The sequence below is a fragment of the Lentzea sp. NPDC054927 genome, from assembly GCF_053610285.1.
Genome location: NZ_JBSGXZ010000018.1, coordinates 71,357 through 95,878 on the forward strand (window position 1 = coordinate 71,357; position 24,522 = coordinate 95,878).

The 24,522-nt window shown below is 68.9% G+C and carries 34 protein-coding genes; 9 read left to right on the forward strand and 25 right to left on the reverse strand.

Annotation, left to right across the window (positions count from 1 at the left end; genetic code table 11):
* The first annotated feature begins 81 nt into the window (after positions 1–81).
* The gene (locus ACWGE0_RS23740) at positions 82–261 is read left to right on the forward strand and encodes a hypothetical protein (protein WP_030472123.1); all 180 of its coding nucleotides are present in this window, start codon (positions 82–84) and stop codon (positions 259–261) included.
* Here the strand turns inward: ACWGE0_RS23740 and ACWGE0_RS23745 are convergent.
* The 4 genes from ACWGE0_RS23745 to ACWGE0_RS23760 form a co-directional block, all read right to left on the reverse strand.
* Complete coding sequence (locus ACWGE0_RS23745) at positions 258–776, reverse strand: Scr1 family TA system antitoxin-like transcriptional regulator (RefSeq protein ID WP_452263087.1); 519 nt, start codon at positions 774–776, stop codon at positions 258–260. The two genes, ACWGE0_RS23740 and ACWGE0_RS23745, sit on opposite strands and share 4 nt — an antisense overlap.
* Positions 777–854: 78 nt before the next feature.
* On the reverse strand, positions 855–1,862 hold the full coding sequence (locus ACWGE0_RS23750; RefSeq protein WP_452263088.1) for a serpin family protein: 1,008 nt from the start codon (positions 1,860–1,862) through the stop codon (positions 855–857).
* 277 nt (positions 1,863–2,139) lie between these two features.
* A complete protein-coding gene (locus ACWGE0_RS23755) occupies positions 2,140–3,378 on the reverse strand; it encodes a deoxyguanosinetriphosphate triphosphohydrolase (protein WP_452263089.1) in 1,239 nt (412 codons plus the stop codon).
* On the reverse strand, positions 3,378–4,043 hold the full coding sequence (locus tag ACWGE0_RS23760; protein WP_452263090.1) for a YdcF family protein: 666 nt from the start codon (positions 4,041–4,043) through the stop codon (positions 3,378–3,380). The genes ACWGE0_RS23755 and ACWGE0_RS23760 overlap by 1 nt, the downstream gene beginning before the upstream one ends.
* A 60-nt stretch (positions 4,044–4,103) precedes the next feature.
* Between ACWGE0_RS23760 and ACWGE0_RS23765 the strand changes: the two genes are divergently transcribed.
* Together ACWGE0_RS23765 and ACWGE0_RS23770 are read left to right on the forward strand one after the other, a co-directional pair.
* Positions 4,104–4,835 carry a Type 1 glutamine amidotransferase-like domain-containing protein gene (locus ACWGE0_RS23765; RefSeq protein WP_452263091.1) on the forward strand — a complete coding sequence of 244 codons (732 nt, stop codon included), beginning with the start codon at positions 4,104–4,106 and terminating at the stop codon, positions 4,833–4,835.
* A gap of 16 nt (positions 4,836–4,851) precedes the next feature.
* Positions 4,852–5,754: a serine hydrolase gene (locus ACWGE0_RS23770; RefSeq protein ID WP_452263092.1), complete on the forward strand. Its 903-nt coding sequence runs from the start codon at positions 4,852–4,854 to the stop codon at positions 5,752–5,754.
* A 1-nt stretch (position 5,755) separates the two neighbouring features.
* Here ACWGE0_RS23770 and ACWGE0_RS23775 read toward each other — a convergent pair whose 3' ends face one another.
* The 4 genes from ACWGE0_RS23775 to ACWGE0_RS23790 all read right to left on the reverse strand — a co-directional run bounded on the left by ACWGE0_RS23775 (position 5,756) and on the right by ACWGE0_RS23790 (position 9,068).
* Entirely contained in the window at positions 5,756–6,619 is an 864-nt protein-coding gene (locus tag ACWGE0_RS23775; protein ID WP_452263093.1) for a hypothetical protein, read from the reverse strand.
* 5 nt (positions 6,620–6,624) lie between these two features.
* Positions 6,625–7,176 carry a hypothetical protein gene (locus ACWGE0_RS23780; RefSeq protein WP_452263094.1) on the reverse strand — a complete coding sequence of 184 codons (552 nt, stop codon included), beginning with the start codon at positions 7,174–7,176 and terminating at the stop codon, positions 6,625–6,627.
* Positions 7,143–7,592 (reverse strand): hypothetical protein, encoded by a 450-nt coding sequence (locus ACWGE0_RS23785; RefSeq protein ID WP_452263095.1) that lies wholly within the window; start codon positions 7,590–7,592, stop codon positions 7,143–7,145. The genes ACWGE0_RS23780 and ACWGE0_RS23785 overlap by 34 nt, the downstream gene beginning before the upstream one ends.
* A 90-nt stretch (positions 7,593–7,682) precedes the next feature.
* Positions 7,683–9,068 carry a glycine--tRNA ligase gene (locus tag ACWGE0_RS23790; protein WP_452263162.1) on the reverse strand — a complete coding sequence of 462 codons (1,386 nt, stop codon included), beginning with the start codon at positions 9,066–9,068 and terminating at the stop codon, positions 7,683–7,685.
* Positions 9,069–9,161: 93 nt separating this feature from the next.
* On the opposite strand from ACWGE0_RS23790, the gene ACWGE0_RS23795 reads away from it, so the two are divergent.
* The gene (locus ACWGE0_RS23795) at positions 9,162–9,839 is read left to right on the forward strand and encodes a hypothetical protein (RefSeq protein WP_452263096.1); all 678 of its coding nucleotides are present in this window, start codon (positions 9,162–9,164) and stop codon (positions 9,837–9,839) included.
* Here ACWGE0_RS23795 and ACWGE0_RS23800 read toward each other — a convergent pair.
* A complete protein-coding gene (locus ACWGE0_RS23800) occupies positions 9,826–10,200 on the reverse strand; it encodes an antibiotic biosynthesis monooxygenase (protein WP_452263097.1) in 375 nt (124 codons plus the stop codon). The two genes, ACWGE0_RS23795 and ACWGE0_RS23800, sit on opposite strands and share 14 nt — an antisense overlap.
* Before the next feature lie 17 nt (positions 10,201–10,217).
* On the opposite strand from ACWGE0_RS23800, the gene ACWGE0_RS23805 reads away from it, so the two are divergent.
* From ACWGE0_RS23805 to ACWGE0_RS23815, 3 genes are read left to right on the forward strand one after another with little or no spacing between them, the layout of a single operon-like run.
* Positions 10,218–10,496, forward strand: coding sequence for a hypothetical protein (locus tag ACWGE0_RS23805; protein WP_452263098.1), 279 nt, complete (start codon positions 10,218–10,220; stop codon positions 10,494–10,496).
* A gap of 11 nt (positions 10,497–10,507) precedes the next feature.
* Complete coding sequence (locus tag ACWGE0_RS23810; RefSeq protein ID WP_051768539.1) at positions 10,508–10,858, forward strand: ArsR/SmtB family transcription factor; 351 nt, start codon at positions 10,508–10,510, stop codon at positions 10,856–10,858.
* The gene (locus tag ACWGE0_RS23815; RefSeq protein WP_030474433.1) at positions 10,855–11,253 is read left to right on the forward strand and encodes a Fur family transcriptional regulator; all 399 of its coding nucleotides are present in this window, start codon (positions 10,855–10,857) and stop codon (positions 11,251–11,253) included. The genes ACWGE0_RS23810 and ACWGE0_RS23815 overlap by 4 nt, the downstream gene beginning before the upstream one ends.
* Here the strand turns inward: ACWGE0_RS23815 and ACWGE0_RS23820 are convergent.
* The 13 genes from ACWGE0_RS23820 to ACWGE0_RS23880 all read right to left on the reverse strand — a co-directional run bounded on the left by ACWGE0_RS23820 (position 11,246) and on the right by ACWGE0_RS23880 (position 21,038).
* Positions 11,246–11,722, reverse strand: a complete 477-nt coding sequence (locus ACWGE0_RS23820; RefSeq protein WP_452263099.1) for a hypothetical protein — start codon at positions 11,720–11,722, stop codon at positions 11,246–11,248. The genes ACWGE0_RS23815 and ACWGE0_RS23820 overlap by 8 nt on opposite strands.
* Positions 11,722–12,423 carry a TIGR03943 family putative permease subunit gene (locus tag ACWGE0_RS23825; RefSeq protein ID WP_452263100.1) on the reverse strand — a complete coding sequence of 234 codons (702 nt, stop codon included), beginning with the start codon at positions 12,421–12,423 and terminating at the stop codon, positions 11,722–11,724. The genes ACWGE0_RS23820 and ACWGE0_RS23825 overlap by 1 nt, the downstream gene beginning before the upstream one ends.
* Positions 12,420–13,430 carry a permease gene (locus ACWGE0_RS23830; RefSeq protein WP_452263101.1) on the reverse strand — a complete coding sequence of 337 codons (1,011 nt, stop codon included), beginning with the start codon at positions 13,428–13,430 and terminating at the stop codon, positions 12,420–12,422. The genes ACWGE0_RS23825 and ACWGE0_RS23830 overlap by 4 nt, the downstream gene beginning before the upstream one ends.
* Complete coding sequence (locus ACWGE0_RS23835; protein ID WP_452263102.1) at positions 13,427–13,858, reverse strand: hypothetical protein; 432 nt, start codon at positions 13,856–13,858, stop codon at positions 13,427–13,429. The genes ACWGE0_RS23830 and ACWGE0_RS23835 overlap by 4 nt, the downstream gene beginning before the upstream one ends.
* A gap of 23 nt (positions 13,859–13,881) precedes the next feature.
* A complete protein-coding gene (locus ACWGE0_RS23840) occupies positions 13,882–14,280 on the reverse strand; it encodes a YbjN domain-containing protein (protein ID WP_452263103.1) in 399 nt (132 codons plus the stop codon).
* Complete coding sequence (locus ACWGE0_RS23845; protein ID WP_452263104.1) at positions 14,277–15,095, reverse strand: isoprenyl transferase; 819 nt, start codon at positions 15,093–15,095, stop codon at positions 14,277–14,279. Before ACWGE0_RS23845 ends, ACWGE0_RS23840 begins: the two co-directional genes overlap by 4 nt.
* A 47-nt stretch (positions 15,096–15,142) precedes the next feature.
* A complete protein-coding gene (gene recO, locus ACWGE0_RS23850) occupies positions 15,143–15,895 on the reverse strand; it encodes a DNA repair protein RecO (protein WP_452263105.1) in 753 nt (250 codons plus the stop codon).
* Entirely contained in the window at positions 15,895–16,791 is an 897-nt protein-coding gene (era, locus tag ACWGE0_RS23855; protein WP_319970072.1) for a GTPase Era, read from the reverse strand. The genes recO and era overlap by 1 nt, the downstream gene beginning before the upstream one ends.
* 78 nt (positions 16,792–16,869) lie before the next feature.
* Complete coding sequence (locus ACWGE0_RS23860; RefSeq protein WP_452263106.1) at positions 16,870–17,766, reverse strand: carbohydrate-binding protein; 897 nt, start codon at positions 17,764–17,766, stop codon at positions 16,870–16,872.
* 51 nt (positions 17,767–17,817) lie between these two features.
* On the reverse strand, positions 17,818–18,153 hold the full coding sequence (locus ACWGE0_RS23865; RefSeq protein WP_452263107.1) for a cytidine deaminase: 336 nt from the start codon (positions 18,151–18,153) through the stop codon (positions 17,818–17,820).
* A complete protein-coding gene (locus ACWGE0_RS23870) occupies positions 18,146–19,432 on the reverse strand; it encodes a hemolysin family protein (RefSeq protein WP_452263108.1) in 1,287 nt (428 codons plus the stop codon). Before ACWGE0_RS23870 ends, ACWGE0_RS23865 begins: the two co-directional genes overlap by 8 nt.
* A gap of 5 nt (positions 19,433–19,437) precedes the next feature.
* A complete protein-coding gene (gene ybeY / locus ACWGE0_RS23875; RefSeq protein WP_086667736.1) occupies positions 19,438–19,983 on the reverse strand; it encodes an rRNA maturation RNase YbeY in 546 nt (181 codons plus the stop codon).
* A gap of 5 nt (positions 19,984–19,988) precedes the next feature.
* The gene (locus ACWGE0_RS23880; protein WP_452263109.1) at positions 19,989–21,038 is read right to left on the reverse strand and encodes a PhoH family protein; all 1,050 of its coding nucleotides are present in this window, start codon (positions 21,036–21,038) and stop codon (positions 19,989–19,991) included.
* Between the two features lie 144 nt (positions 21,039–21,182).
* Here ACWGE0_RS23880 and ACWGE0_RS23885 point away from each other — a divergent pair, with 144 nt between their 5' ends.
* Both ACWGE0_RS23885 and ACWGE0_RS23890 read left to right on the forward strand, forming a co-directional pair.
* Positions 21,183–21,929, forward strand: coding sequence for a GNAT family N-acetyltransferase (locus tag ACWGE0_RS23885; protein ID WP_452263110.1), 747 nt, complete (start codon positions 21,183–21,185; stop codon positions 21,927–21,929).
* Positions 21,930–21,940: 11 nt separating this feature from the next.
* The gene (locus ACWGE0_RS23890; RefSeq protein ID WP_452263111.1) at positions 21,941–22,723 is read left to right on the forward strand and encodes a GNAT family N-acetyltransferase; all 783 of its coding nucleotides are present in this window, start codon (positions 21,941–21,943) and stop codon (positions 22,721–22,723) included.
* Here the strand turns inward: ACWGE0_RS23890 and ACWGE0_RS23895 are convergent.
* Genes ACWGE0_RS23895 through ACWGE0_RS23905 form a run of 3 tightly spaced genes read right to left on the reverse strand, consistent with a single transcriptional unit; the run spans position 22,720 to position 24,302 of the window.
* Positions 22,720–23,037, reverse strand: a complete 318-nt coding sequence (locus tag ACWGE0_RS23895) for a histidine triad nucleotide-binding protein (RefSeq protein WP_452263112.1) — start codon at positions 23,035–23,037, stop codon at positions 22,720–22,722. The genes ACWGE0_RS23890 and ACWGE0_RS23895 overlap by 4 nt on opposite strands.
* An 8-nt stretch (positions 23,038–23,045) precedes the next feature.
* Entirely contained in the window at positions 23,046–23,636 is a 591-nt protein-coding gene (locus ACWGE0_RS23900) for a TetR/AcrR family transcriptional regulator (protein ID WP_452263113.1), read from the reverse strand.
* A 9-nt stretch (positions 23,637–23,645) separates the two neighbouring features.
* A complete protein-coding gene (locus ACWGE0_RS23905) occupies positions 23,646–24,302 on the reverse strand; it encodes an alpha/beta hydrolase (protein ID WP_452263114.1) in 657 nt (218 codons plus the stop codon).
* Positions 24,303–24,522: the final 220 nt, after the last annotated feature.

Genomic DNA, 24,522 nt, shown 5'->3' on the forward strand with positions numbered 1-24,522 from the left:
GCGGCCCTGAGAAGTGTGACAGGAGAATGTGACACCTTTGGGTGACTGGGTTGCGGGGCGGCCAGCTCATAGGGTCCATCCATGAGCAACGACTTCGTGCTGGACATCGATCACGAGTCGGCCGGCCTGCTGGCGGGAACATTGCTGGCGGGCGACTCGTGTGCGGTGCCGGTGCGTCACCAGAACGTCCGCCTGCTGCTGTGCGCGCTGCCCGGCGAGGACGGCATGCGGCTCTTCCTGCGCCGCAACACCCCGAACTAACGGTCGTACACGGCCACGTACTCCATCAGCACGTCACGCGACCGCTCGTTGTCGAGAGCAACCGCGTGCATGCGCTGAAAGATCACCACGGCCCGTTCAACGGTCGCCGCGTCGCTGACGAGCGCCCAGTTCGCCAGGTAGACCAGCGGCGGCTCGTGGTCGTACTGGATCAACGCGTAGTCCAGGCCGACCGCCGCGGCCCCGCCCGCGCTGGCAGGCACGATCCTGATCGACGGCGCGTGGAACAGCAGGTGCAGGACCTGGTCCTCCATCAGCCGGTTGTTCCCCACCACGGTCTGCAACGCGTACTCGTGGATGAAGAACACGCATTGCGGCAACACACCGTCGCGCTGCAGATCCGGCGACGGCGCGAGGCCCAGCGCGGTGGCCAGCGCTTTCGCGTAGCACTCGGTTCGCAGGAGGACAGGAATGGTGACGCCGCTGAAGCAGGTGATTTGCGTGGCGCCCGCCGCGGCGAGCACGACGAGCTGCTCGCCGGCACCGTGCTGGGTCATACCTGGAACGGTAAAGCCATGATCATGATCTTGCCGCGCGAAACGCCAGCACATCAGGGCGAATGGTGCCGAAATTGGTTACGGACGGGCGACCTGCGCGAGGAAGTAGACGGCGCCGGACCGCGCGTGCCGGACAGCGAGCAGGAACGGCCGGTCGACGTTCACCACGATCGGCTCCGCCGGGATCTCGATCGACACCGTCCGGAACGTGACAGCGGTGGCCGCCGCACCCTCCAGCCCCTCCTCGTCCAGCCGCAGCACGGCCTCGTGGATCACGTCGTCGACGAACAACCGCTCATCCGGTGACAGTCCGCTGAAGTCCGCGTCGCGCGCGAACATGCGGCGGACTCCCAGCCGTGCCAGCACACCCTTGAGCTGGAACTTCTCCCGAACGTCCACTTTGGGCAGTGACAGCTCGAGGTTCACCCGGTCCGAGGCCTGCAGCACCGAGCGGTCCAGCGGCTGGTCCAGTGAGGTGTCGGGCAGCAGGATCACGGCCTCCACGCCGGAGTCGGCGGGCAGCACGATCGTCTGCCAGCCGTCGTGCCGGGCGTAGCGGAACTTCTCGGTCACCTTCATCGTCGGCACGGAGACGTCGCCGCCGGGCGCGTGGAACGGCCTGTCCGCGGTCTCCCAGGCGGAGAACGCGTTGAGCCAGCCCACCTTCAGGTAGAGGGCGTTGACGATGATCGCCGCGGCGTCCGCGGGCGGCGCGTCCGTCAGCAGTTCGGGGATCAGGCCGCGGGTGGTCTCGGCGACGTCGGTGTTGACCAGCTTGCGGACCGTCGCCGGGTCGGAGAACGCCGTGCGGCGCACCGAGGACGTCAGCGAGAAGTCCGGGTTCAGCTTCAGGTAGTCGTCAGCCCACAACGTGTTCGCCACGGCCAGTTCGGGCACGTCGAGCGCGTCGGCGGCGTCGAAGCCGGCCAGCAACGCGTCGAGTTCGGACCGGGTCTCACCGCGCGCGGCCTCGCGGGCCAACGCGAGCGCACTGGCCACCGAGAACGGCGACCAGCACGCGTTGGAGGACGGATCAGGGACGGCGACGCGGTGCATGGACAGAGCGAAGTCGGCCTGATCGGTCACGAGGTTCTCCCTAAGAACGTGGATCTTGCCCAAGAACGCGGATCCTGCCTAAGAACGTGGATCCGGCAGTGACATCACGATCGGGTCTTCCGGGACGGGCCGCTCCCCCGCTCCTCCCATCGGCCCGAGTGGCTTGGGGTGACGGGGTTCGCGCACACCGGCGCTACCGTCGTCGTCCCCCTGGTCGTCGAAGCCCACGGGCACGGCTTCCCGGCTTGGTCTGCGCCACGGCCATCTTCGGCCCGGCGGTCTGGATTCGTCCGCCATGCCTTCGAAGCTACGCCGATGCGCGGTGCCAGGCCACGGCTTGCGCGTCGGTGAGCAGGGCGACCTGGTCGATGACGACGCGAAGCCTTGCCTCGTAGGAGGAAGCCGCCGCGAACACCGGGCGGAACGCGGGGTCGAGCAGCGTCGGGCGCTCCATCAGGCGGGCGACGAGATCGGTGATCAGGTCGCGTTGCTCGGCCTGCATGGCGAGGCGAGCGGGGTCGCTCATCACGTACCGGACGGCCATCGCCTTGAGCAGCGCCACTTCCGCCGCCACCTGCCGGGGGATCTCCAGCGACGCCGAGTAGCGGGTCAGCGCGCCGTCGCCGTGCACTTCGCGGGTCGCGGTGACGGCGGCGCTCGCGAACCTGCCGACCAGTTCGCTGGTGAGGTTCTTCAACGCCACCTGCGCGCCGAGCGAGCCGTCGTACTCGCGGTCGGTCCAGTACGCGATCACCGGCAGCGCGAGCAGTTCCTCCGCGGTGGCCTCGAGCGTGGTCACGGACTCGTCGGAGAACGTCTTCGCGGCGAGCGACGCGATGGCGCCGCGTTCGTCGGGACGGCCCAGCGCGCCGAGGCTGATGCGGTGGGCCAGGACGCCGTCCTCGACGTCGTGCACCGAGTACGCCACGTCGTCGGACCAGTCCATCACCTGCGCCTCGATGCACTGTGCGCGTTCGGGTGCGCCGGCGCGCATCCAGTCGAACACCTCGAGGTCGTCGTCGTACACGCCGAACTTCACCGTGCCCGGCGTGCGCCTCCACGGGTACTTCGTCGACGCGTCGAGCACCGCGCGCGTGAGGTTCAGTCCGTGCGCGGTCTTGGGCTCCAGGCGGACGAGAATGCGGAACGTCTGTGCGTTGCCCTCGAAGCCACCGCACGGGCCTGCGAGCTCGTTCAACGCCCTCTCGCCGTTGTGCCCGAACGGCGGATGCCCGATGTCGTGCGCGAGACCGGCGGTGTCGACGATGTCCGGGTCGCAGCCCAGTTCCTCACCGATGCCGCGGCCGATCTGCGCGACCTCCAGCGAGTGCGTGAGGCGCGTGCGCGGGACACCGGTGACTTCGGACCCCTCGCCGGGGCCGACGACCTGGGTCTTGCCCGCGAGCCTGCGCAGCGCCGCGGAGTGCAGCACGCGGGCCCGGTCCCGGGAGAACGGCGTGCGCGTGTCCTTGCGGGCACCCGGCAGCGCGCCAGTCTTGGGGTCTTCGGGGAGCAGGCGTTCCCCGTCGTGGCCGGTGTATCCCATCACCCGATATTAGGCAGTTTGAGCTCGTCGAACACGCCTGCGTGCGCCTTCATCAGGCGGTAGTACAGCAAGGCTCCGGTCTCGCGCTTGATGTAGAACCACTGCGTCTCGCGCGTCTGCACGTTCGGGCCGCTGCGGGTCGGCGATGTCCACGCGTTCAGTCCGGCGTCCTCCGCCATCGTGCGGGCGCGCAGCGAGTGCCACGGGTCGCTGACGATCACGGCGGTCTTCAGATTGTGCTCCTCCGCGACCGACGCGACGGCCCTGAGCGACCCGAGGGTGTCCGCTCCCTCGCCGACCTGCAGCACGCGGTCCTCCGGGACCCCGCGCTTGACCAGCCAGAGCTTGCCGACCTGACCCTCGGTGAAGTTGTCACCCGGCTGGCGGCCGCCGGTCGTGGCGATGTAGCCGACGACGCCTTCCTTGTAGAGGCCGAGCGCGTGCTCCAGCCGGGCTTCGAGCACGTCGGACGGGACGCCGTTGTACTGCGCGGCGCCGAGGACGATCGCCATGTCGGCCTTCGTCCAGTCGTCCACCCGCGCGACCTGCCACACGCGGAACGCCGTGCCGCCACCCACGAGCACACCGATGACCAACGCGCCGAAGAACAGGCGCAACACGATCCGACGAATCCTGGCCAGTGGTTTGAGGGGTGGGGTCCGCACCCCTGCATGCTCCCAGAACCGGGCGGGCCCCGCGTTGACGCCCCTGCGAGGATCATCGTCATGCCTGCTGAGCAGCCCACCATCCTCGCCACCTCCGGAGGTCTGCGCTCCGGGCGCCGGACCTTCGTCGAGTTCGGCAAGCTGATCCACTTCGCCCTGGACCTGTCCGGCGTGGAAGGCCGCAAGCCCCGGCTCTGCCACGTGGGCACCGCCGGGGGCGACCAGCGGCACATGAACGCGAACATGGCGGAAGCGGGCATGGTCGCGGGCGTCGACGTGTCGATCCTCAACCTCTTCACGATGCCGCCGACCGACGACCTCGAGGACTTCGTGCTGTCCCACGACGTCGTGTGGGTGGGCGGCGGCTCGGTCGCGAACCTGCTCGCGGTGTGGGAGGTGCACGGCCTCGGCGCGGTCTTCCGCAAGGCGTGGGAGGCCGGTGTGGTGCTCAGCGGTGTGTCGGCGGGCTCGATCTGCTGGCACGCGGGCGGCGCCACGGACTCGTTCGGCCCGGACCTGCGGATCGTCACGAACGGCCTCGGCTTCCTGCCCTACGGCAACGGCGTGCACTACGACTCCGAGGAGGCCCGCCGCCCGAAGATCCACGAGGCGGTGGCCGCAGGCGTGCTGCCGACGACCTACTGCACCGACGACGGCGTCGGCCTGCTCTACCGCGGCACCGAGCTCGTCGAGGCGGTGACGGAACGGCAGGGTTCCGGCGCATATGTGGTGGTCAGGGAGGATTCTTCAGCAACCGCACAGGAGGAAAAGCTCGACACCAGGCTCCTCTGACACGGACCTTGGAGGTGTGCGCTGGGCTCTGATCCTCTTCCTCGTCGCGGCGGTGTTCGTCATCCCGGACGCCTCGCCGTGCCACGCCCACGCGAAGCCTTCCGCTGATATATCGCGCGGCCCCGACATACTGGATACAGACGACGGTTCCGCAGACACCGCCGACGAGCCTGGCGGCGATATATCGCATACCAGCCCTGACATATCGGATACCGGTAGCTCGTCGGCAGTATCCACTATTTCAGCAGCTGATATATCGGCTGCGATCGCGGTCGGCGGCAAGTCCGACGTCGGCGTCGCCGTCATGGACCTCGAAACCGGCCAGGTCGTCTCAGCGCAGGGCGACCAGCCGTTCTACTCGGCGTCACTGTCGAAGCTGATCCTCGCCGTCGACGCGCTGCGACAGCCGTTGTCCGAAGACGACCAGGACCTGATCCACCGGGCGTTGAGTGCCAGCGACGACGAGGCGATGGACGTGCTGTGGACGAGGTTCGACGGCATGGAGGCCATCGGCCGCGTCGCCGCCGAAGCAGGCCTCACCGGCACCCACGCCCCGGAGGACCCGTCGCAGTGGGGCGAGGTCGTCATCACCGCGAACGACATGGTCAAGCTCTACCGGTACGTCCTCGGTTCACCGGAGCGGGACACGATCGTCGCGGCGTTGTCCTCCGCTCCCGCGACCGCAGCCGATGGCTTCGACCAGGCGTTCGGCCTGCTCGGCGTCACCGGCGTCTACGCCAAGCAGGGCTGGATGTACTACCTGCCCAGCGACGTCTACCTGCACAGCGCGGGCGTCCTCGACAACCGCTACGCCGTCGCCGTGCTCACCACGAGCCCGACCGGTTCCTGGACCATTGCCAGGCAGTCGATCGACGCCGTCACCAAGGCCGTCCTGGCCAAGCTCGGCGTCAACGGCTGAGTCATCGAGTGGCCGCTCGCTTCTGTTCGCGCCACGGCCGGTCCCACTCTCCGGCGAACTCCCGCACCACGAGGAGCGCGACCACGAGCGACACGGTCGCGGCGAAGATCAGCCCGGCGAACAGCATCCCCGCGGCACCACCCAAGGTGACGAACTTGGTCACGGCGAACGCGCACGCGAAGGGGACGACGTAGTACCAGCCGACGTTGCGCCGGCGCGCCGAGTAGACGTTCCGCACCCGCACGAGCCGCGTCCCGAGCAGCACCGGCGCGAACAGCACAGGCAGGCAGAACACCGGGAGCAGCACCAGGTTCGAAGGCGCCGTGAACACCACCGCCACCCCGGCGACCGACACCACGACGCCCACCGTGACGAGCACGGTTCCCAGCACCCTGATCCGCTGCGCCGGCTCACCGGCTCCGGAGTCCGGCACGATCGGACCGGATTCGGCGACGACGACCTGGTGCACCACGTGGCTTGCCCGCAGGACGAGCGCCAGTGCCGCGATCACCGGCACGGACACCGACACGAGCACGACCGCGTACGCGAAGCCGTAAGACCGCCCTGCTGGCTCGACGCCGAACACGGACCAGTAGAACGGGAAGAAGAGCGCCAGCACGACCCCTTCGAGCACGACGAACACGTGCCGCAGCCGAGCCGCCGACGCCGCGTCGGTGATCCGCGTGGCCACCACCCCGCCCGCCACGGGGCACAGGCACACCAGCCCAGCGATCACCGCCGTCAGCACCAGCGCGTGCGGTGTCTCCACCTCCGCCAGCGCCGCGAAGACCACGACACAGGCCACCAGCACCACACCCACCGCGGCCGACACACGCCCACGGCTCCTGATCTGCTCCCCCGTCATGCCTCCTACACGCGAAAGCGCCCCAGGATGTTGCCTGCGGTGAAGAACGCGATTCCGCACAGCACCACAACCGCCGCCAGCAACGCCAGGTACACCGCCGAGCCCGCGGTGAACGGCAGCGGGCTCATCACCTCGGCGAACCCCGCGAGCAAAGCGCAGAAGATCGCCCCGCCCCACCAGGCCGCGAGCAGCCCGCGGACCAGACGAGCACCGTTGACGTCGACGAACTCGCCCTGAGCGCACGAGCGGGCGGTGGCGAGGCTCAGTCCGGACAGCAGCGCCCAGAACGCGCCGATCCCGGCGATCATCACGCCGATCACGTTGATCGGGCTGGCCGCGGTAGGCAGGTCCAGTCCCACGACGACGAGCGCGATGCCGGCCACCAGCGCCGCGCCGATCAGAGGCAGGCCTGCCTTCGCCAACCGCGCCCTCACCGACTGGACGTGTCTGGCGGACACCCACACCCACTGCGGCGGCTCGCCCCGGCCGATCATGATCACCGGGCGAGCGTCCCACGACTCGGTCAGGTCGGCAGTTCCGGCGAAACGGTGCCCCACGACCTGACGCTCTGTTCCACCTGCACGACGGCGAACGTGACCATCAACCCCGAGGCCACCACGGCCACCGTGAAGACGACCGAGCTCAGGCTGGTCAGCAGGCCGCTCACCTCGAGGTAGTCGGTGTACAGCGTCGACAGGGAAGTGATGGTCCCGGCCGCGGAGACGACCATCCAGATGCGCAGCGGCTTGGTCTGGGTGAGCACCTCCGTCACCCTCGTCATGACCAGTCCCACGGCCAACGTGCCGAACACCGCCAGGACGCCCACCACGGCGAGGCCCGCGCCGATGCCGGCGTACGGCAAGGTCATCCCCGCGACGAACGCCGCCAGCGCGAGGCCCGGCGTCGCGGCGACGAGCACGACGCCGAGCTGCCTGATCTCCTGCGGGCTCCTGGTCGATCTCCACATGCGCACACAGACATCACGCACCAGCACGGCGATTTGTTGCCTTCCGACGAAAACGGGCCCGGTGGCAGAAGCCACCGGGCCCGAAAGAACCGGTTCTCAGCAGCCGATCAGGCGAGCGGCCAGGTACGACTCGAGCTGGTCCATCGCCACGCGCTCCTGCGACATCGTGTCGCGCTCCCGCACCGTCACGGCGAGGTCGGTGAGCGTGTCGAAGTCGACCGTCACGCAGAACGGCGTGCCGATCTCGTCCTGGCGGCGGTAACGGCGGCCGATCGCACCGGCGTCGTCGAAGTCGACGTTCCAGTTGCGGCGCAGCGCGGTCGCGAGGTCGCGGGCCTTCGGCGAGAGGTCGGCGTTGCGCGACAACGGCAGCACGGCGACCTTCACCGGGGCGAGGCGGCGGTCGAGCTTGAGCACGACGCGCTTGTCCACGCCGCCCTTGGCGTTCGGGGCCTCGTCCTCGGTGTAGGCCTCCAGCAGGAACGCCATCATCGGCCGGCCGACGCCGGCTGCGGGCTCGATGACGAACGGCTTGAAGCGCGAGTTCGTGGCCTGGTCGAAGTACGACAGGTCGACGCCCGAGTGGTTCGAGTGCGTGGTGAGGTCGAAGTCCGTGCGGTTCGCGACGCCCTCGAGCTCACCCCACTCCTGGCCGCCGAACTGGAAGCGGTACTCGATGTCGACGGTGCGCTTCGAGTAGTGGGAGAGCTTCTCCTTCGGGTGCTCGTAGTGCCGCAGGTTCTCCTTCGACACACCGAGGTCCGTGTACCAGCGCGTGCGCTCGTCGATCCAGTACTGGTGCCACTCTTCGTCCGTGCCCGGCTCGACGAAGAACTCCATCTCCATCTGCTCGAACTCGCGGGTGCGGAAGATGAAGTTGCCCGGCGTGATCTCGTTGCGGAACGACTTGCCGATCTGACCGATGCCGAACGGCGGCTTCTTGCGCGACGTCGTCTGCACGTTCAGGAAGTTCGTGAAGATGCCCTGCGCGGTCTCGGGGCGCAGGTAGTGCAGGCCCTCCTCGGTCTCGATCGGACCGAGGTGCGTCTTGAGCAGGCCGTTGAACATCTTCGGCTCGGTGTACTGGCCGCGCACACCGCAGTTGGGGCAGGGCACGTCGGAGACGTCGCCCTCCGCGACCTCCTTGCCGGTGCGCTCGGCGTACTCCTCGGACAGCGTGTCCGCGCGGAACCGCTTGTGGCACGACTCGCACTCGACCAGCGGGTCGACGAACGCCTCGACGTGACCGGAGGCGACCCACACGTCACGCGGCAGGATCACCGACGAGTCCAGGCCCACGACGTCCTCGCGGCCGCGAACCATGAAGTTCCACCACTGGCGCTTGATGTTGTCCTTGAGCTCGACACCCAGGGGCCCGTAGTCCCACGCCGAGCGGGTACCGCCGTAGATCTCCCCACAGGGGTAGACGAACCCTCTGCGCTTGCAGAGGCTGACAACGGTCTCGATGCGATCGGCGGCCAACGGGAACTCCATCGGGGGAATGAGATTCGGGGGCCCAAGCCTAGCCCGTCACGTTGCGCCCCGAACGGGCGACCGGAGCCTTACCCTGCACGAATGGAAGACCGGCTGCGAGAGCTGTGGGACTTCGCCGACCTCGACGGCACCGAGGCGAGGTTCCGCGCGTTGTTCAACAACGTGGAGACCGACGACGAGCGCGCGGAGGTGCTGACCCAGCTCGCCAGGGTCGAGGGCCTGCGGGACAACTTCGCCGCTGGTCACACCCTCGTCGACCAGGCGGACGTGCTCGCCGACGCGGACGGCACCGGCCGGGTGCGCGCCCTGCTGGAGCGCGGGCGCCTGTTCCGCTCCGGAGGCGACCCGGAGAAGGCCCAGCCGTTGTTCGTGGCGTCGTTCGTGCTGGCGAAGAAGAGCGGCGACCTGTGGCTCGCCGCCGATGCCGCGCACATGGTCGCGCTGGTGGACGACCCGGAGAAGTGGACGCAGGTGGGCCTCGACCTCATCGAGGAGCACCCGGAGCTCGAGCACTGGCTCGGCCCGCTCTACAACAACCTCGGCTGGCACCACTTCGAGAACGAACGCTTCGCCGAGGCGCTCGCGGCGTTCGAGAAGACGCCCGCCCCCTATGCCGCCTACGGCAGGGCCAAGACGCTGCACCTGCTCGACCGTCCCGCGGAAGCCGCACAGGCCGCGCGCGAGGCGCTGGAACTGCTGCCCGAGGGCTCCGACGAGGAGTTCCTCGAGGAGATGCGCAAGATCGCTAACGAGGCTTAGCCGGACCCGCCGCCTCGCCGAGCCGCACCGTGAACGCGTCCTCGGCGAGCAGGCTGGTGTGCTTCTCGACCTGACCGCCGGCGCTGGTCAAAGTGGGCTCGTACATCGCGGGCTCGTCGGTCAGCGCCTCGGACAGCAACGGGATCACGTGTTCGCGCACGGGGAACGGCGACATCGCCCGCCGATAAGCCACCACGGACTCGAACTCGACCGTCAGCACCCACCGGTCGTCCTCGTCGGTGGACCGCGCCAGCGTGCCCCTCTCGCACCCCGGTTGCGCGGTGAGGAGCTTCAACGCTTCCTCAACGCGGGAGGTGAAAGTCTCGGGGTCGGATACGCGGAAACGGCACACCAGCAGCACGATGCAAGGATGGCACGGTGACCTCCAAGCGCCCTCTCCTGCCCGGCGACGGCCCTCTCGCGCGCGTCCGCCCGGTGGTGGCATTCGTCTTAGTGCTCGGACTGTTCGTCACCGGCGTCCTCGTCGGCGGAACCCTCGGCGCGGTGCTCCTCGGAGCCCTCATCGTGGGCGCCGGAGTGCTCCTGGCGGCCACCTGGAAGGTTCTTTCCCCAGCTCAACGCACATTGCGCGTGGTGGTCCTGATGATACTGGTCATCATCACCGTAGAATTGGTTGTGAAAATCCCTACCAGGTGAGGTGTGCCGCCATGACCGTCCAGCTGCACGGCGAGCACTCCCCCGAACGCGCGGCCCCCGCGCCCGCCCCACCACGCCCCGCCCACACCCTCGCCGAGGCCGGCGACCTGCTGCGCGCACTGGCCGCGCCAGTCCGCATCGCCATCGTGCTGCAACTGCGGGAACACGACCGCTGCGTGCACGAACTGGTGGAAGCCCTGGGCGTCGCCCAGCCGTTGATCAGCCAGCACCTGAGAGTGCTGAAGTCGGCAGGCGTGGTGCACGGCGAACGACACGGCCGCGAGGTCGTGTACCGGCTGGTAGACGAACACCTGGCGCACATCGTCGTGGACGCTGTGACGCACGTCGAGGAGAAGTTGTGACCGGACTGAGGTCCACCAAGCAGCGCACGGCCGTGTCGAACCTGCTCGACCAGCTGGACGACTTCCGCAGCGCCCAGGAACTGCACGAGGAACTACGCCGCCGCGGCGAGGGCATCGGCCTGACCACGGTCTACCGCACCCTGCAGTCCCTGGCGGACGCGGGCCAGGTCGACGTCCTGCGCACCGACTCCGGCGAGGCCATCTACCGCCGTTGCTCGGCCCACCACCACCATCACCTCGTGTGCCGCCACTGCGGCCGCACGGTGGAGGTGGAGGGCCCTGCCGTCGAGAAGTGGGCAGACCGGGTCGCCGCCGAGAACGGCTTCTCCGAGGTGAGCCACACCGTCGAGATCTTCGGCACCTGCGCGGACTGCACGGCCAAGGGCCTCAAGTAGGCCGTAGCCGCGCGGTGGTCACGGCGGTGAGCGCGGCGAGGTGGGCCGCTGGGTCCGCGTCGTCTTGCCGGATCTGGCGGAGGAGGTCCCGGCCGTCCTCGGTCTCGTGCAGAAAGCCGACGAGTCCGCGGTCGCGGTGGTTGTCACCCGGCTCGCGCAGCCACCCGATGACGATCAAGCCGAACTCCGGGTCGGCGGCCGCCATCTCCAGCGGCGCCATCGCCTGGTGGGCACGCCACTTCGCGAACTCACGCGGGTGATGCGGCGGCCCGGCCTCGGGGTGAAGCCGGTGGTAGGCGTCGGCCGCGTCCTGCCAGGCGCGCTGCTCCGCCTCGGTGCGGAAGCTGCCGTCGCTCAACGGCATGATCTTCGTTTCCCGGTGCACGTGACGCCACGCCGGGTGGACTCCCGCCTGCTCGAACCCCAGGTCGTACGCCCAGTCGAGGAACTGCTGCCCCTCGTCGCCCACTACGACTCGTAGGGCTCGACCGGCTCCGCCACCGACGTGAACGACTCCACGGTGAAGCTCGGCACCCACGAGTTCTTCTCCGACGCCGACTTCGGCACGACCTTGCCGGTCACCTCGACCCACTGCTCGTCGGGCAGCGACGGGACGTCCCCGGTCAGCTGGGCCTTCAACGGCCGTGCGTCCGCCGCACAGCACGAGATGGCGAGCCGCGCGACGTAGGTGGCCCCCTCCGCGCGCGTGAGGAACCCGGTCAGCTTCACCCGGCGGTTGTCCAGCGTGCCGGACTCGTCCCACGCCGTGCGCGTCACGAACTCGGTCATCGACAGCGGGATGACCTCCCCGGACGGCAGGTCGCCCAGCAGGTTGCGGGAGCGCTGCGTCTGGTTCGTGTCGGCGGCCGAGCTGACGACGTCGCCGCCCAGCGCGGGTGGCGAGATCAGGAACACCGCGAGCACCGGCAGCAGCATCAGCCAGGTCGAGCGCGACGAGTGCGAGTGCTCGTGGTCGTCGGACTCGGCCTTGCCACGCCGGACGTCCCGGATGATCGCGAACAGCGCCAGGCCGATCATGATCGTGCCGGCCGCGATCAGCAGCGGCAGCAGGCCCTTCTGCACGTAGCGCAGGTACAGGCCGGAGAAGCTGATCTTCAGCAGCGCGCCGCCGAGCAGGACCAGCAGGATGTTCTGGGTTTCCCGCCTCACAGCAGCACCACTCCCGTCACCACAGCGCACAAGATCGCCACCACGAAGGTAGCGGGTGCGAAGCGGAAGGCGAAGGACTTGCCGAACGCACCTGCCTGCAGCGCGATCAGCTTGACGTCGACGGCAGGGCCGACGACCAGGAACACCAGCCGCGGCAGCAACGGCAGCGCCGAGAACGCGACCGCCACGAAAGCGTCCGCCTCGGAGCACAGCGCCAGGATCACCGCCAGGAAGGCCATCACCAGCACGCCCAGCACGATCTGGCCACCCAGGGTCTGCATCCACGCAACCGGCACGAACGTCTTGAACGCCGCCGCGAACAGCCCGCCCAGCACCAGGAACCCACCGGCGTCCACGAGGTCGTGGCGCGCGCTCTCGGCGAAGACGGCCCACTTGTTCTTGCCGGAGTGATCTCCCATTCGTGCCAGCGCACGCTCGGCGATCCACTCCACCTTGCCGAACCGCACCCACAGCCAGCCCATGACCATCGCGGTCAGCAACGACCCCACGAACCGCGCCACGACCATCATCGGGGTGTCGTTGAACGCCACCGCCGTCGACACCAGCACGATCGGGTTCACCGCGGGCGCCGCCAGCAGGAACGTCAGAGCCACCGCCGGCGCGACGCCCTGTTGCATCAACCGCCGAGCAACGGGCACCGAGGCGCACTCACAGCCCGGCAGAGCGATGCCCGCGACACCCGCCACGGGCACGGCCAGCGCTGTCTTCGTGGGCAGCAACTTGCGCAGGGCCGAAGCCGGCACGAACGCCGCGATGGCACCGGAGATCAGCACGCCCAGGACCAGGAACGGCATGGCCTGCACGCAGATCGCCACGAACACGGTCGACGCGGTGCGCAGCTTCGGCACGTCCAGAAGATCGACGAGCCGGGACTGGAAGAGCAGTGCGAGAACGAGGATCCCGCACAGCACCTCCAACGACGTGATCTTCAGCCGAGGCGGTCCCGAGCGCCGCTTCGACGAGCGGATCTCGCCGGTGATCGTCATTCCGCGTCCGCGTCCAGGTCGAGCAGACGGCGGTAGGTGCGGGCCATGCCCTCGCGGATCTCGTCGGGCGACGGCGGCTCGGCGAACTCGGCCTCTTCCTCTTCGAGGTCGTCGTCGTCGAAGTCGACGGGCGTGCCGTTGACCGTCTCCTCCGCGGCCTCTTCCTCTTCGAGAGCGGCCTCGCGGAGCTCCTCGATCGTGGCGGAGACGTCCTCGGCGCTCAGCGCGGGCAGCATCGGCTTCACGATGGCCAGCACGCCGCCCTCGGCGTCGTCGAGCGCCACGGCCTCTGCCAGCGCGACGGCGTGGTCACGCTCGTACGGGCCGCAGATGAACGAGTCCCAGTCGTCGCCGCCCGAGGGCTCGAACGTGACGGTCCACGGGAACTCGTTGATGTCCGAGTCCTCTTCCGGCTCGTAAATGATCACGCCACCCATCGAAGGGTCCTTTCTCAAGAAAAGCGGGAGAGGAGCTCGCCGCGCACCTGCGACGCGGTCGAGACGACCAGCATGAGGAGCGTGCTCAGCGGCTCCGGCTTGAGGCCGTCCGCCGGGAACGCGTACCGCAGCATCACGTCCGTGCCCCGTTCGGACGCGATCACACCGAGCGTGCCGAAAAGGCCCTGACCAGCGCGTTCGGCGACCCACACGGCCACCTCGCCGGGCAGGTCCCACGCGACCACGACGGTCAGCGAGAGCACGGTCAGGCCCTCGGCCAGTTCCATGCCCTGCACGGCGCACGGCACGTCGCCGTGGCGGAAGCTCAACGCGCCGTCGTCGTCCACGGACACGTCGTGGAACAGCTCCAACGCCTTGCGCGCGGCCTCGAGAGCCTCACCGCTCGCGTTCACGACACCTCCGAATCGGGCTTGTCGATCGCACCACCGAAGCGGCGGTCGCGCTCGGCGAACTTCTCGACGGCCCGCCACAGGTCGGTGCGGTTGAAGTCGGGCCACAGGATGTCCTGGAACACCAGCTCGGCGTACGCGGACTGCCAGAGCATGAAATTCGACGTGCGCTGCTCCCCGGACGGCCGGATGAACAGGTCCACGTCCGGCATCTCGGGCTGGTAGAGGTAGCGCGCGATGGTCTTCTCGTCGACCTTGTCCGGGTTGAGCTGCCCGGCGGCGGCGAGACGGGCGATCTCGCGGGCGGCGTCACCGATCTCCGCGCGGCCGCCGTAGTTGATGCACATCGCGAGGTTCAGCTGGTCGTTGTCGCGGGTGCGCTCCTCCGCGACCTCCAGCTCCTTGATGACGCTGCGCCACAGCTTCGGCCGGCGCCCCGCCCAGCGCACCCGGACGCCCAGCTCGTCGAGCTCGTCGGTGCGGTGGTGGATCACGTCGCGGGAGAAGCCCATCAGGAACCGGACCTCTTCCGGGCTGCGGCGCCAGTTCTCCGTGGAGAAGGCGTACAACGACAGCCACTTCACGCCCATCTCGATCGCACCCTTGGCGACCTCGACGACGACCTGCTCGCCACGCTTGTGGCCCTCGACCCTGGACAACCCGCGCTGGTTCGCCCAACGGCCGTTGCCGTCCATCACGATCGCGATGTGCTTCGGCACGAACTCGACCGGAATCTGCGGGGGCACCGCGCCGGACGGGTGCGGCTCCGGCGGGCGCGGGACGCGCTTCTCACGCTCAGAGCGGCGGCGACGCAGCATGTGACTCGGCATCCTTTCAGCGAAAACCGTTGTCGGTAGCCGCCACATTAGCCGTCGTCGGACTTGGCCTTGCGCTCGACCAAAGGCAACGACCGGAGCTGCCGTTCGAGGTGCCACTGCAGGTGCGCCGCGACCAGGCCACTCGCGTCGCGACGGGCGATGTGCGGAATCTCGTCGACCACGGCCCACTCGCCGTGCAGCAGGGCCGAGAGCAGCGTCAACGTGTCCGACGACGGCGAGGCCGAGCCGGGCGGGCGGCAGTTCGGGCAGCACGTGCCACCGGCCTGGACGCTGAACGCCCGGTGCGGCCCAGGAGTACCGCACTTGGCGCACTCGTTCACCGCGGGCGCCCAACCGGCGAACGCCATGGCACGCATCAGGAACGCGTCCAGCAGCAACGACGGATCGCGTTCGCCCGCCGACAACGCGCGCAGTGCACCCGTGACGAGCAGATAGAGCCGCACGGCCGGTTCGCCCTCTTCGGCGGTGAGGCGGTCTGCGGTCTCCAAGATCGCGCACGCGGCCGTGTAGCGCTGGTAGTCGGTGACGATGCCCACGCCGAACGCGTCCAGCGTCTGCACCTGCGTGATGATGTCGAGCGACCGGCCGGGGTGGAACTGCACGTCGACGTGGCAGAACGGCTCCAGCCGCGCCCCGAACTTCGACGACGTGCGGCGCACGCCCTTCGCCACGGCACGGAGCTTGCCGTGCCGCTGGCTCAGGAAGGTGATGATCCGGTCCGCTTCACCGAGCTTCTGCACGCGCAGCACGATGCCGGTGTCGCGGTACAGGTTCGCCATCAGAATCCTAGGCGGCGCAGCTGTTTCGGGTCGCGCTGCCAGTCCTTGGCGATCTTGATGTGCAGGTCCAGGTAGACCCGGCTGCCCAGGAGCGCCTCGATCTGCTTGCGCGCGGCCATGCCGACCTGCTTGAGCCGCTCACCGCGGTGGCCCAGGATGATCGCCTTCTGCGACGGCCGCTCCACGAACACGAACGCGTGGATGTCGATCAGGTCGTCGCGGCCCTCGCGCGCCTGCATCTCCTCCACCACGACGGCGATGGAGTGCGGCAGCTCGTCCCGCACGCCTTCCAGCGCGGCCTCGCGGATGAGCTCGGCGACCAGGGTCTGCTCGGGCTCGTCGGTCAGGTCGCCGTCCGGGAACAGCTGCGGGCCCTCGGGCAGCTTCTTCAGCAGCAGGTCGCTCAGCTTGTCGACCTGGAAGCCGTCGACCGCGGACACCGGGATGATCTCGGCGAACTCCATGACCTTCTGCAGCGCGAGCAGCTGTTCCATCACCTGCTGCTGCGACACCAGGTCGGTCTTGGTGACGATGCCGACCACGGGCGTGCGCTTGGCGACCTTCTCCAGCTCGGCGGCGATGAACTTGTCACCAGGGCCGACCTTCTGGTCCGCGGGCACGCAGAAGCCGACGACGTCGACCTCCGACCACGTCTCGCGCACCAGGTCGTTGAGCCGCTGGCCGAGCAACGTGCGCGGCCGGTGCAGGCCCGGCGTGTCGACCAGCACGAGCTGGCCGTCCTCGCGGTGCACGATGCCGCGGATCGTGTGGCGGGTGGTCTGCGGCTTGCTGGACGTGATGGCGACCTTGGTGCCCACCAGCGCGTTCGTCAGCGTCGACTTCCCTGCGTTCGGGCGGCCGACGAAGCACGCGAACCCGGAGCGGTAACCATCCATCGCTCCATTGTCCCTGGGACCGGCGACAGGGTTGTCACCGGTCCCGGGGATCTGCTATTCCGTCACGTCCGCGACACGTCAGTACCAGGCCTTCTGGTGCACGGCCTGATCGCTTCCGGTGACGAACGCGTCGATGCGGTTCGGACCCCACGACACGGTCCCGGCACCGGACGTCAGCACACCGCCGTGCCACTCCCACTCGTGCCAGCCGTTGTCGAACGCCTTGTGGTACAGCGAGTTGTCCATGCCACGTGCGAAGACGTCGAGCCGGCCGGGCGCCCACGACGCGACACCGGGCGCCTGGGCGATGCCCCCGCCCAGCGACTCCCACGAACCCCACAGGCCGTTGTCGGCCCACGTGTGCTGCAGCGAGTTGTCGTCACCCTTGGCGAACACGTCGATCCGGGTGGCGTCCCACGACACCGCGGCGGGCGTCGAGGTGAGGTTGCCGCCCAGCGACGTCCAGCCGGACCAGGTTCCGTTCTCCAGGCTCTTCACGTAGAGCCCGGTGTCATCGGTGCCCGAGCGGCCGACGGTGAAGAGGTCGAGCCTGCCCGGCCCGCGCGACGAGATGGCCGGGCCGTACCGGTACGTGCCGGTGTCGATCGTCTCCCACGGGTGCCACACGCCGTCGTAGACGAGCCGTTGCACTCCGCCCTGCGCGTTGCCGGCCACGACGTCGATGCGGCCCGGCCCCCACGCCACCGCCGACGGCGAGGTGCCGAGGTAGCCACCGAGTGACTCCCAGGCGTACCACCGGCCGTTGTCGTAGACCCGGTGCTGCAGCGTGAAGTCCGTACCCACCGCAAACACGTCGAGCCGGCCGGGACCCCACGTGGTGACGGTGGGCGTGCCCAGCACCTTCCCGCCGTGCCCGGTCCAGTCGCTCCACGTCGCGTGCGCCGCCGGTGCGGACAAGAACAGCGTGCCCACGGCCACCGCGAGCACGCTGAACAACGCCGACAAACGTCTCATCTGCCGATCCCCCATTTCCGCGCGGGACCTCGCAACGGTCCCGCTCGGGGGTTATCGGAGCACGGCAGCCACGTCTCCGGCCGAAGTTGCACGGATCACCGGCGCAGTTGCCGCGAGATCCCGCACCGCGGCCACCGAACTCTCGTCGAGCGTGTCCGCGTCGGTCACCACGACCGCGGCTTCGAGGCCCTCCGCGCCGCTCGACACCGCCGCGGCGACGGCGGCCTGCAGCGCGGTGAGCTTCAGCGACGGCAACGCGACCGTGGACGCGTTGTACGTGCGGCCGTCGAGGTCCCGCACCGCCGCACCTTCCGCGGCGCCGTTGCGTGCGCGCACGGACCGCGCGAGCGTGACGAGCTTGGAGTCCTCGGGGTCGATGTCAGTCATCTGCGTTCTCCTTGTTGACCGGACGCACGAGCACAGTGGTGACCCGGATGCGGCCGCGTTCGTCCTTGCCGCCCTCCGCCCGCATGCGCAGGCCCGCGATCTCGGCCTCGGTGCCGGGCAACGGCACCCGCCCGAGCCGTTGGGCGAGCAGGCCGCCGACGGTCTCGACCTCGTGGTCGTCGAGCTCGGTGCCGAACAACGCGTCGAGGTCGTCGACCGGCAGGCGCGCGCTGACCCGCACCGCACCGTCCTCCAGGTGCTCGACCGGCGGGCGGTCGTCGGTGTCGGACTCGTCGGTGATCTCGCCGACGATCTCCTCGAGGATGTCCTCGATCGTCAGCAGACCCGCGGTGCCGCCGTACTCGTCCACGACGATCGCCATGTGCCGGCGCGACACCTGCATCTCGCGCAGCAGGTCCGCGATCGGCTTCGAGTCCGGGATGAAGCTCATCGGGCGCATCAGCTCGGAGACGCTCTTGGGGTCCTCGTCCTCGGCGAGCGTGGCCCGCATGAGGTCCTTGAGGTTCACCACGCCGAGCACGTCGTCGACGCTCTCGCCGATCACCGGCACGCGCGTGTAGCCGGTGCGCAACGACAGCGCGAGTGCCTGCCGCAGCGACTTGGACTGCTCGATCCACACGATCTCGGTGCGCGGCACCATGATCTCGCGCGTGATGGTGTCGCCCAGCTCGAACACCGAGTGGATCATCTCGCGCTCGCCCTCGTCGACGACGCCGCGTTCCTGCGCCATGTCGACGAGCTCGCGCAGCTCCACCTCGGAGGAGAACGGACCCTCGCGGAAGCCCTTACCGGGCGTGATGGCGTTACCGATGAGGATCAGGAGCTTCGACAACGGCCCGAGCACGCGCCCGAGCTGCCGGACGGTGCCCGCGGCGAGCAGGCTCACGCCGTACGGGTGCTGACGGCCGAGGGTGCGCGGTCCGACGCCGACGAGCACGTACGACACGACCAGCATGCTCAGGCACGCGTACAGGACGGCCAGCCAGTCCTGTTCCACGTACTGCAGGTACACACCCGTGACGAGCACCGTCGCGAACAGCTCGCAGAACAGCCGCAGCAGCAGCAACAGGTTGACGTGCCGCGGCCGGTCGTTGAGGACCTGCAGCAACTGCCCGGTGCCCCAGCGGCCCTGCCGTTGCAGAGCCTCCACCCGTGCTCGTGACACGGTGCCAAGCGCGGCGTCCACACACGCGAAGACACCGGCGGCCAGCACGAGCAGAACGGCCAGCACGATCACACTGGCAGGGTTCTCGCTCATCAGCGTCAGGCTTCTTCGTTCTTCTCGTCGAGCCCGACCGCGCCGAGCACCTTGTCGTCCGTGCTGCGCTGATGCGCCGCCCGTTCGGCCTCGTCCCGCGCGTTGCGGAAGTCCGCGAGGATGCGGTTCTGCAGCGTGAACATCTCACGCTCCTCAGCGGGCTCCGCGTGGTCGTAGCCGAGCAGGTGCAGCACGCCGTGCACGGTCAGCAGGTGCAGCTCGTCCAGCAGGCCGTGGCCCGCCTTCTTGGCCTGGTCCTTGGCGAACGCCGGGCACAGCACGATGTCCCCGAGCAACGCCGGGCCGAGGCCCGCGGCGTCGGGGCGGCGCGCGGAGTCCAGCTCGTCCATGGGGAAGGCCATGACGTCCGTCGGACCCGGCAGGTCCATCCAGCGCTCGTGCAGGTCGGCCATCACGTCCAGCTCCACGAGCAGCACGGACAACTCGGCCAGCGGGCTCACGCCCATGCGGTCCAGCGCGAAGCGGGCGGCGGAGACGATGGAACCCTCGTCGACTCCGACGCCCGACTCGTTGGCGATCTCGATGCTCACGGCGCCTATCGTCCCCGCCGCTGGTTCCCCCGGCGTGCACCGGGTCCGTGGTGCGGCCCGTTCTGGTCCAGGACGTCCTGCTGGACCTGCCACTTCTCGTACGCGTCGACGATGTCGCCGACCAGGCGGTGACGCACCACGTCGTGGCTGGTCAGCACCGAGAAGTGCACGTCCTCGACACCCTCGAGGATGTCCCTGACGACCTTCAGACCACTGCGCTGGCCGCCGGGGAGGTCGACCTGGGTGACGTCACCCGTGACGACGACCTTCGAGCCGAAGCCCAGGCGCGTGAGGAACATCTTCATCTGCTCGGGAGTCGTGTTCTGCGCCTCGTCGAGAATGATGAACGCGTCGTTCAGCGTCCTTCCCCGCATGTATGCGAGGGGTGCGACCTCGATCGTGCCGGCCTGGGTGAGGCGCGGGATCGTCTCCGGGTCGACCATGTCGTGCAGCGCGTCGTGCAGCGGGCGCAGGTACGGGTCGATCTTCTCGTAGAGCGTGCCCGGCAGGTAGCCGAGGCGCTCGCCGGCCTCGACGGCCGGGCGGGTGAGGATGATCCGGTTGACCTGCTTGTTCTGCAGCGCCTGGACGGCCTTGGCCATGGCGAGGTAGGTCTTGCCGGTGCCGGCGGGGCCGATGCCGAACACGATGGTGTTCTTGTCGATGGCGTCGACGTAGTGCTTCTGGTTCAGCGTCTTCGGCCGGATCGTGCGGCCGCGGCGGCTGATGATGTCCAGGCTCAGGACCTCGGCCGGTGACTCGTCGGCGTTCGCGGACAGCATCGCGACCGTGCGGCGGACGGTGTTCTGGTCGACGGCCTGGCCGCGGCTCGCGAGGGTGACGAGTTCGGAGAAGACCCGTTCCGCGAAGGCCACGTCGGCGGGGGCGCCGGACAAGGTGATCTCGTTCCCGCGCACGTGGACGTCGGCGTCGAGCAGCTCCTCGGCGAGCCGGAGGTTTTCGTCGCGCGACCCCAGCAGGCTGAGCACCGCACCATCGGGCACGGCGAACCGGGACTGACCTTCCTTGTTGCTCTGCTGTGTTTCTTCGGCCACGTGGCCCCGGCCTGCTTCCTGTCGCTCGGATCTGTTGCGTCGATGCTAGTCCGGCCGAAAATGGGTGGCTACCGCATTGCTCACGGTGTGTGCTCAGGCGCTGTGGAGATCCGCAGGCTTGGTGTCGACGACATACCCGAGTGCATGAAGCTCGTGACCGACCGGGGTTGGAGCTGGACGCCCGCGCAGTGGGAGATGCTGCTGTCCCTCGGTCCGGGCTTCGGGGCATTCGACGAGACCGGGTTGCTCGGCACGACTCTGGTCACGCCCTATACCGAGATGCAGGCGATCAGCGGCGTGCTGGTCGGCTCGTGGGCCGAGCGCAGAGGCATCGCGGGCGCGTTGATATCCAATATATTGGATACGGGCCCGTCCGTACTGTATGCAACTTCGATGGGCGAGCCGCTGTACGCAAGGCTCGGCTTTCACTCGGTCGGGCATGCGTCGGCCCATCACGGCGAACTCGCGGGTGCTGCGACCGGCGTGACGCGGCCGGCGACACCCGCTGACCTGGCCGCGGTGGTGGCGCTGGACCGGGTGGCGAGCGGGTTTACGCGAGAGGCGTTCTGGGCGCACGTGTTCGGACCATCTTCTGCATACAGAACACACATCGCGGACGACGGCTTCGCGTGCACGCGGCGCATGGGTGAGACGTTGGTCATCGGTCCGCTGGTGGCGCCGAACGCGGCGGCGGCGTGCGAGATCATCGTTGACCTGGCCGCCGGTGCCGGGCCGTCGCGTGCCGACGTCAGCGACCCGGACGTGGCGGCGTTCCTGTTGGACAAGGGCTACGAGGTGCGCGGGAGCTGCGCGCTGATGGTGCACGGCGTCGACGACGTCGGTGGCGACCGGGCGCGCTACTTCGCGCCCGCGTCGCTCGCGCTCGGATGACTGGGGGATCTGTGGAACTGCGCCAACTCGAACTGGCCGACATCCCCGCGTGTTCCGACCTGGCCGAGAGCCGGTCGTGGCCGCGCGAGGAGAAGAAGTGGGAGTTCCTGCTCACGCACGGCGAGGGCTGGGGACTCTTCGACGATGAAGGCCTGGTCGGCACGACGATCGTGACGCGCTACCCGGAGCTGGCGTCGGTCAGCATGGTGCTGGTCGCCGAACGCGCCGCGCGCCAGGGTCACGCCCGCCGGCTGGTATCCCATGTACTGGATACAGATGTCTCGACGTTGTTCGCGACGTCGATGGGCCGCCCGCTCTACGAGCAGCTGGGCTTCCACGGCGTGGGCTTCACCGACATCCACGCGGGCACCTTCACGGGACCGGCATCCCACACATCGCATACCGCCACCCACGCCGACCTCGACGACCTCGTCGCGCTCGACACGAAGGTCACCGGTCTCACCCGGCCGTACCTGTGGGAGTCGCTGCTCGCCATGGGATCCGTCAGGGTGTCCGACCACGGCATCGCCGGCACGTGGCAGGTGCGCGACGCCCGGATGCTCATCGGCCCGCTCATCGCGGACACCCCGGCCGACGCGTGCGCGCTCATCGCCGACTGCGCCGCCGGCGTTGCCAGCGTGCGCGTGGACGTGCACGACCCGGAGGTGATCGCGTTCGTGCGACAGCACGGCCTGGAGTCGTGGGGCGAGGCCACCTGGATGGTCCGGGGCGCCGAGAACCTGCCCGGCGACCGCACCCGCTACCACGCCCCGCTGCTGCAGGCGCTCGGTTAGAGCCTCTTACCTCCCAGCAGGTGCAGGTGGGCGTGGAAGACCTCCTGCCCGCTGTCGGGCCCGGTGTTGAACAGCAGCCGGTATCCCGATTCGGCCACGCCCTCGGCCTCGGGGCCCGCCTGCGCGGCGGCGCAAGGGGCGCCGAGGGGGTCCCCCGTGAGGTAGGCGGCGTTCGGCACGTGCTCGCGCGGAATGAGCAGCACGTGCACCGGCGCCTTGGGGTGGAGGTCGCGGAACGCCAGCGTCGTCTTGGTCTCGTGCACGATCGTCGCGGGAATCTCACCGTCGACGATGCGGCAGAACAAACAGGACATGCCCCCAGCTAAGCGAAGATGGCGCTCAGTTGCTCGTCGACGGCCTCGATCATGTCGTCGGCCGTGAGCTCGTCCGGCCCGAGCCCGTGGTGGATGTTGAGCCCGTCGATCAGCACGACCATCCGCCGTGCCGACTTGATGGGCACGACGCCGTCCCGCAGTTCCCCGGCTTCCTGAGCAGCAGTGAGAATGCGCGCGATCTCGCCGTACAGCTCACGCGTGCCGTAGCGCTCCAACTCGTGCAACGACGGTTCGACCATCGCGCGCGGCAAGAACGACAACAACACCGTGGCCTCAACGCGTCGCTCGTCGTCCAGGGCAAGCAGTTCGTGCGCGAAAGCCCTCAACAGCTCCCGATGGCTGACCGACGTGTCGATCTTCTCCAGCCGTGCGATGAACCGCCGGTACGCGAGCTCCATCGCGAACCCGAGCAACGCGTCCTGCGTGGGGAAGTAGTGGCGCAACGACCCGCTCGACCACCCGGACTCGGCGGCGACAGCTCGGACGGAAGCGTGGTCGATCCCGTCCCGCTGGACGATGCGCCACACCGCCTCGGCTAGTTCGCGGCGACGTTCCTCATGGTCGACAACCTTCGGCACCGGCCCTTTTTAGCAGTCGCGCGCAAGCCGAACGACAGCCGCGCGGCACCTCTCCCACGACTCGGTGCCCGGCGTGATCATGTCCATGTGCCCGGCCCCCTCCACCACGACGAGTTCGGCCTGCGGCTCGACCTCGCAGAACCCGATGCTCTGCGCCACCGGAACGTCCACGTCCTGATCGCCGTGCACGCAGATCACCGGCTTGCCGATGGGCACAAGTGCAGCGGGCGAAGCCTCCGCGAACTGCTCTTCGGCGCACAGCTCCAACGCCCGTGCAGTGATGTGCTGCGTGAAGTCGAGCACCGCCGCCTGGGCCACCGCTCCGACCACTCGCGCGCTGTGTTTGGCCGCCCACACAGCGAGGTGCCCTCCAGCGCTGTGCCCGAGCGTCACCACGGGCCCGATGTCGACGGCGGAGATGGCGGCGAGAACGTCATCGCCGGTTTGCGGCCATCCCCCACCGCCACTCACGCGCCGGTATTCGATGTTCCAGACGGCAAATCCGTCGGCGACGAGCACGTCCGCGAGCGGCCGGCCGAGCTCCAGCCCATAGCGCTGATGCCAAAAACCACCGTGAATGACGACAACAGCACCCTGAGTCGCGCCCTCGGGCAGATAAAGCTCGCCGAACTGACTGGGATGGTCACCGTAAGCAATTCGCTGCACACGCAGAACTTACGTGAAGCCGCAAAGGGCGACAGGCGAACGAATGGGAGCCGCGATGGCGCGAAGCGCCGAGCCGGCGCGGCGCGAAGCGCCGAGCCGGCGGGGGTCCGGGGGCTTGTCCCCGGCGCGGGGTGTGGGGGCTCGGCCCCCACAAGACACGCATATTTCGCCGCGCGGCGAGGCGCCGCAGGCGCCGAGCAGCAAAGGCGAAAGAAATATG

What these genes read in the sequence shown, in the direction of transcription:
- ACWGE0_RS23740 (WP_030472123.1), top strand. Translation starts at nt 82, where the DNA reads ATGAGCAACGACTTCGTGCTGGACATCGATCACGAGTCGGCCGGCCTG.
- ACWGE0_RS23745 (WP_452263087.1), bottom strand. Translation starts at nt 776, where the DNA reads ATGACCCAGCACGGTGCCGGCGAGCAGCTCGTCGTGCTCGCCGCGGCG.
- ACWGE0_RS23755 (WP_452263089.1), bottom strand. Translation starts at nt 3,378, where the DNA reads ATGGGATACACCGGCCACGACGGGGAACGCCTGCTCCCCGAAGACCCC.
- ACWGE0_RS23765 (WP_452263091.1), top strand. Translation starts at nt 4,104, where the DNA reads ATGCCTGCTGAGCAGCCCACCATCCTCGCCACCTCCGGAGGTCTGCGC.
- ACWGE0_RS23775 (WP_452263093.1), bottom strand. Translation starts at nt 6,619, where the DNA reads ATGACGGGGGAGCAGATCAGGAGCCGTGGGCGTGTGTCGGCCGCGGTG.
- ACWGE0_RS23795 (WP_452263096.1), top strand. Translation starts at nt 9,162, where the DNA reads ATGGAAGACCGGCTGCGAGAGCTGTGGGACTTCGCCGACCTCGACGGC.
- ACWGE0_RS23810 (WP_051768539.1), top strand. Translation starts at nt 10,508, where the DNA reads ATGACCGTCCAGCTGCACGGCGAGCACTCCCCCGAACGCGCGGCCCCC.
- ACWGE0_RS23830 (WP_452263101.1), bottom strand. Translation starts at nt 13,430, where the DNA reads ATGACGATCACCGGCGAGATCCGCTCGTCGAAGCGGCGCTCGGGACCG.
- ACWGE0_RS23845 (WP_452263104.1), bottom strand. Translation starts at nt 15,095, where the DNA reads ATGCTGCGTCGCCGCCGCTCTGAGCGTGAGAAGCGCGTCCCGCGCCCG.
- recO (WP_452263105.1), bottom strand. Translation starts at nt 15,895, where the DNA reads ATGGCGAACCTGTACCGCGACACCGGCATCGTGCTGCGCGTGCAGAAG.
- era (WP_319970072.1), bottom strand. Translation starts at nt 16,791, where the DNA reads ATGGATGGTTACCGCTCCGGGTTCGCGTGCTTCGTCGGCCGCCCGAAC.
- ACWGE0_RS23860 (WP_452263106.1), bottom strand. Translation starts at nt 17,766, where the DNA reads ATGAGACGTTTGTCGGCGTTGTTCAGCGTGCTCGCGGTGGCCGTGGGC.
- ACWGE0_RS23865 (WP_452263107.1), bottom strand. Translation starts at nt 18,153, where the DNA reads ATGACTGACATCGACCCCGAGGACTCCAAGCTCGTCACGCTCGCGCGG.
- ACWGE0_RS23870 (WP_452263108.1), bottom strand. Translation starts at nt 19,432, where the DNA reads ATGAGCGAGAACCCTGCCAGTGTGATCGTGCTGGCCGTTCTGCTCGTG.
- ACWGE0_RS23885 (WP_452263110.1), top strand. Translation starts at nt 21,183, where the DNA reads ATGAAGCTCGTGACCGACCGGGGTTGGAGCTGGACGCCCGCGCAGTGG.
- ACWGE0_RS23895 (WP_452263112.1), bottom strand. Translation starts at nt 23,037, where the DNA reads ATGTCCTGTTTGTTCTGCCGCATCGTCGACGGTGAGATTCCCGCGACG.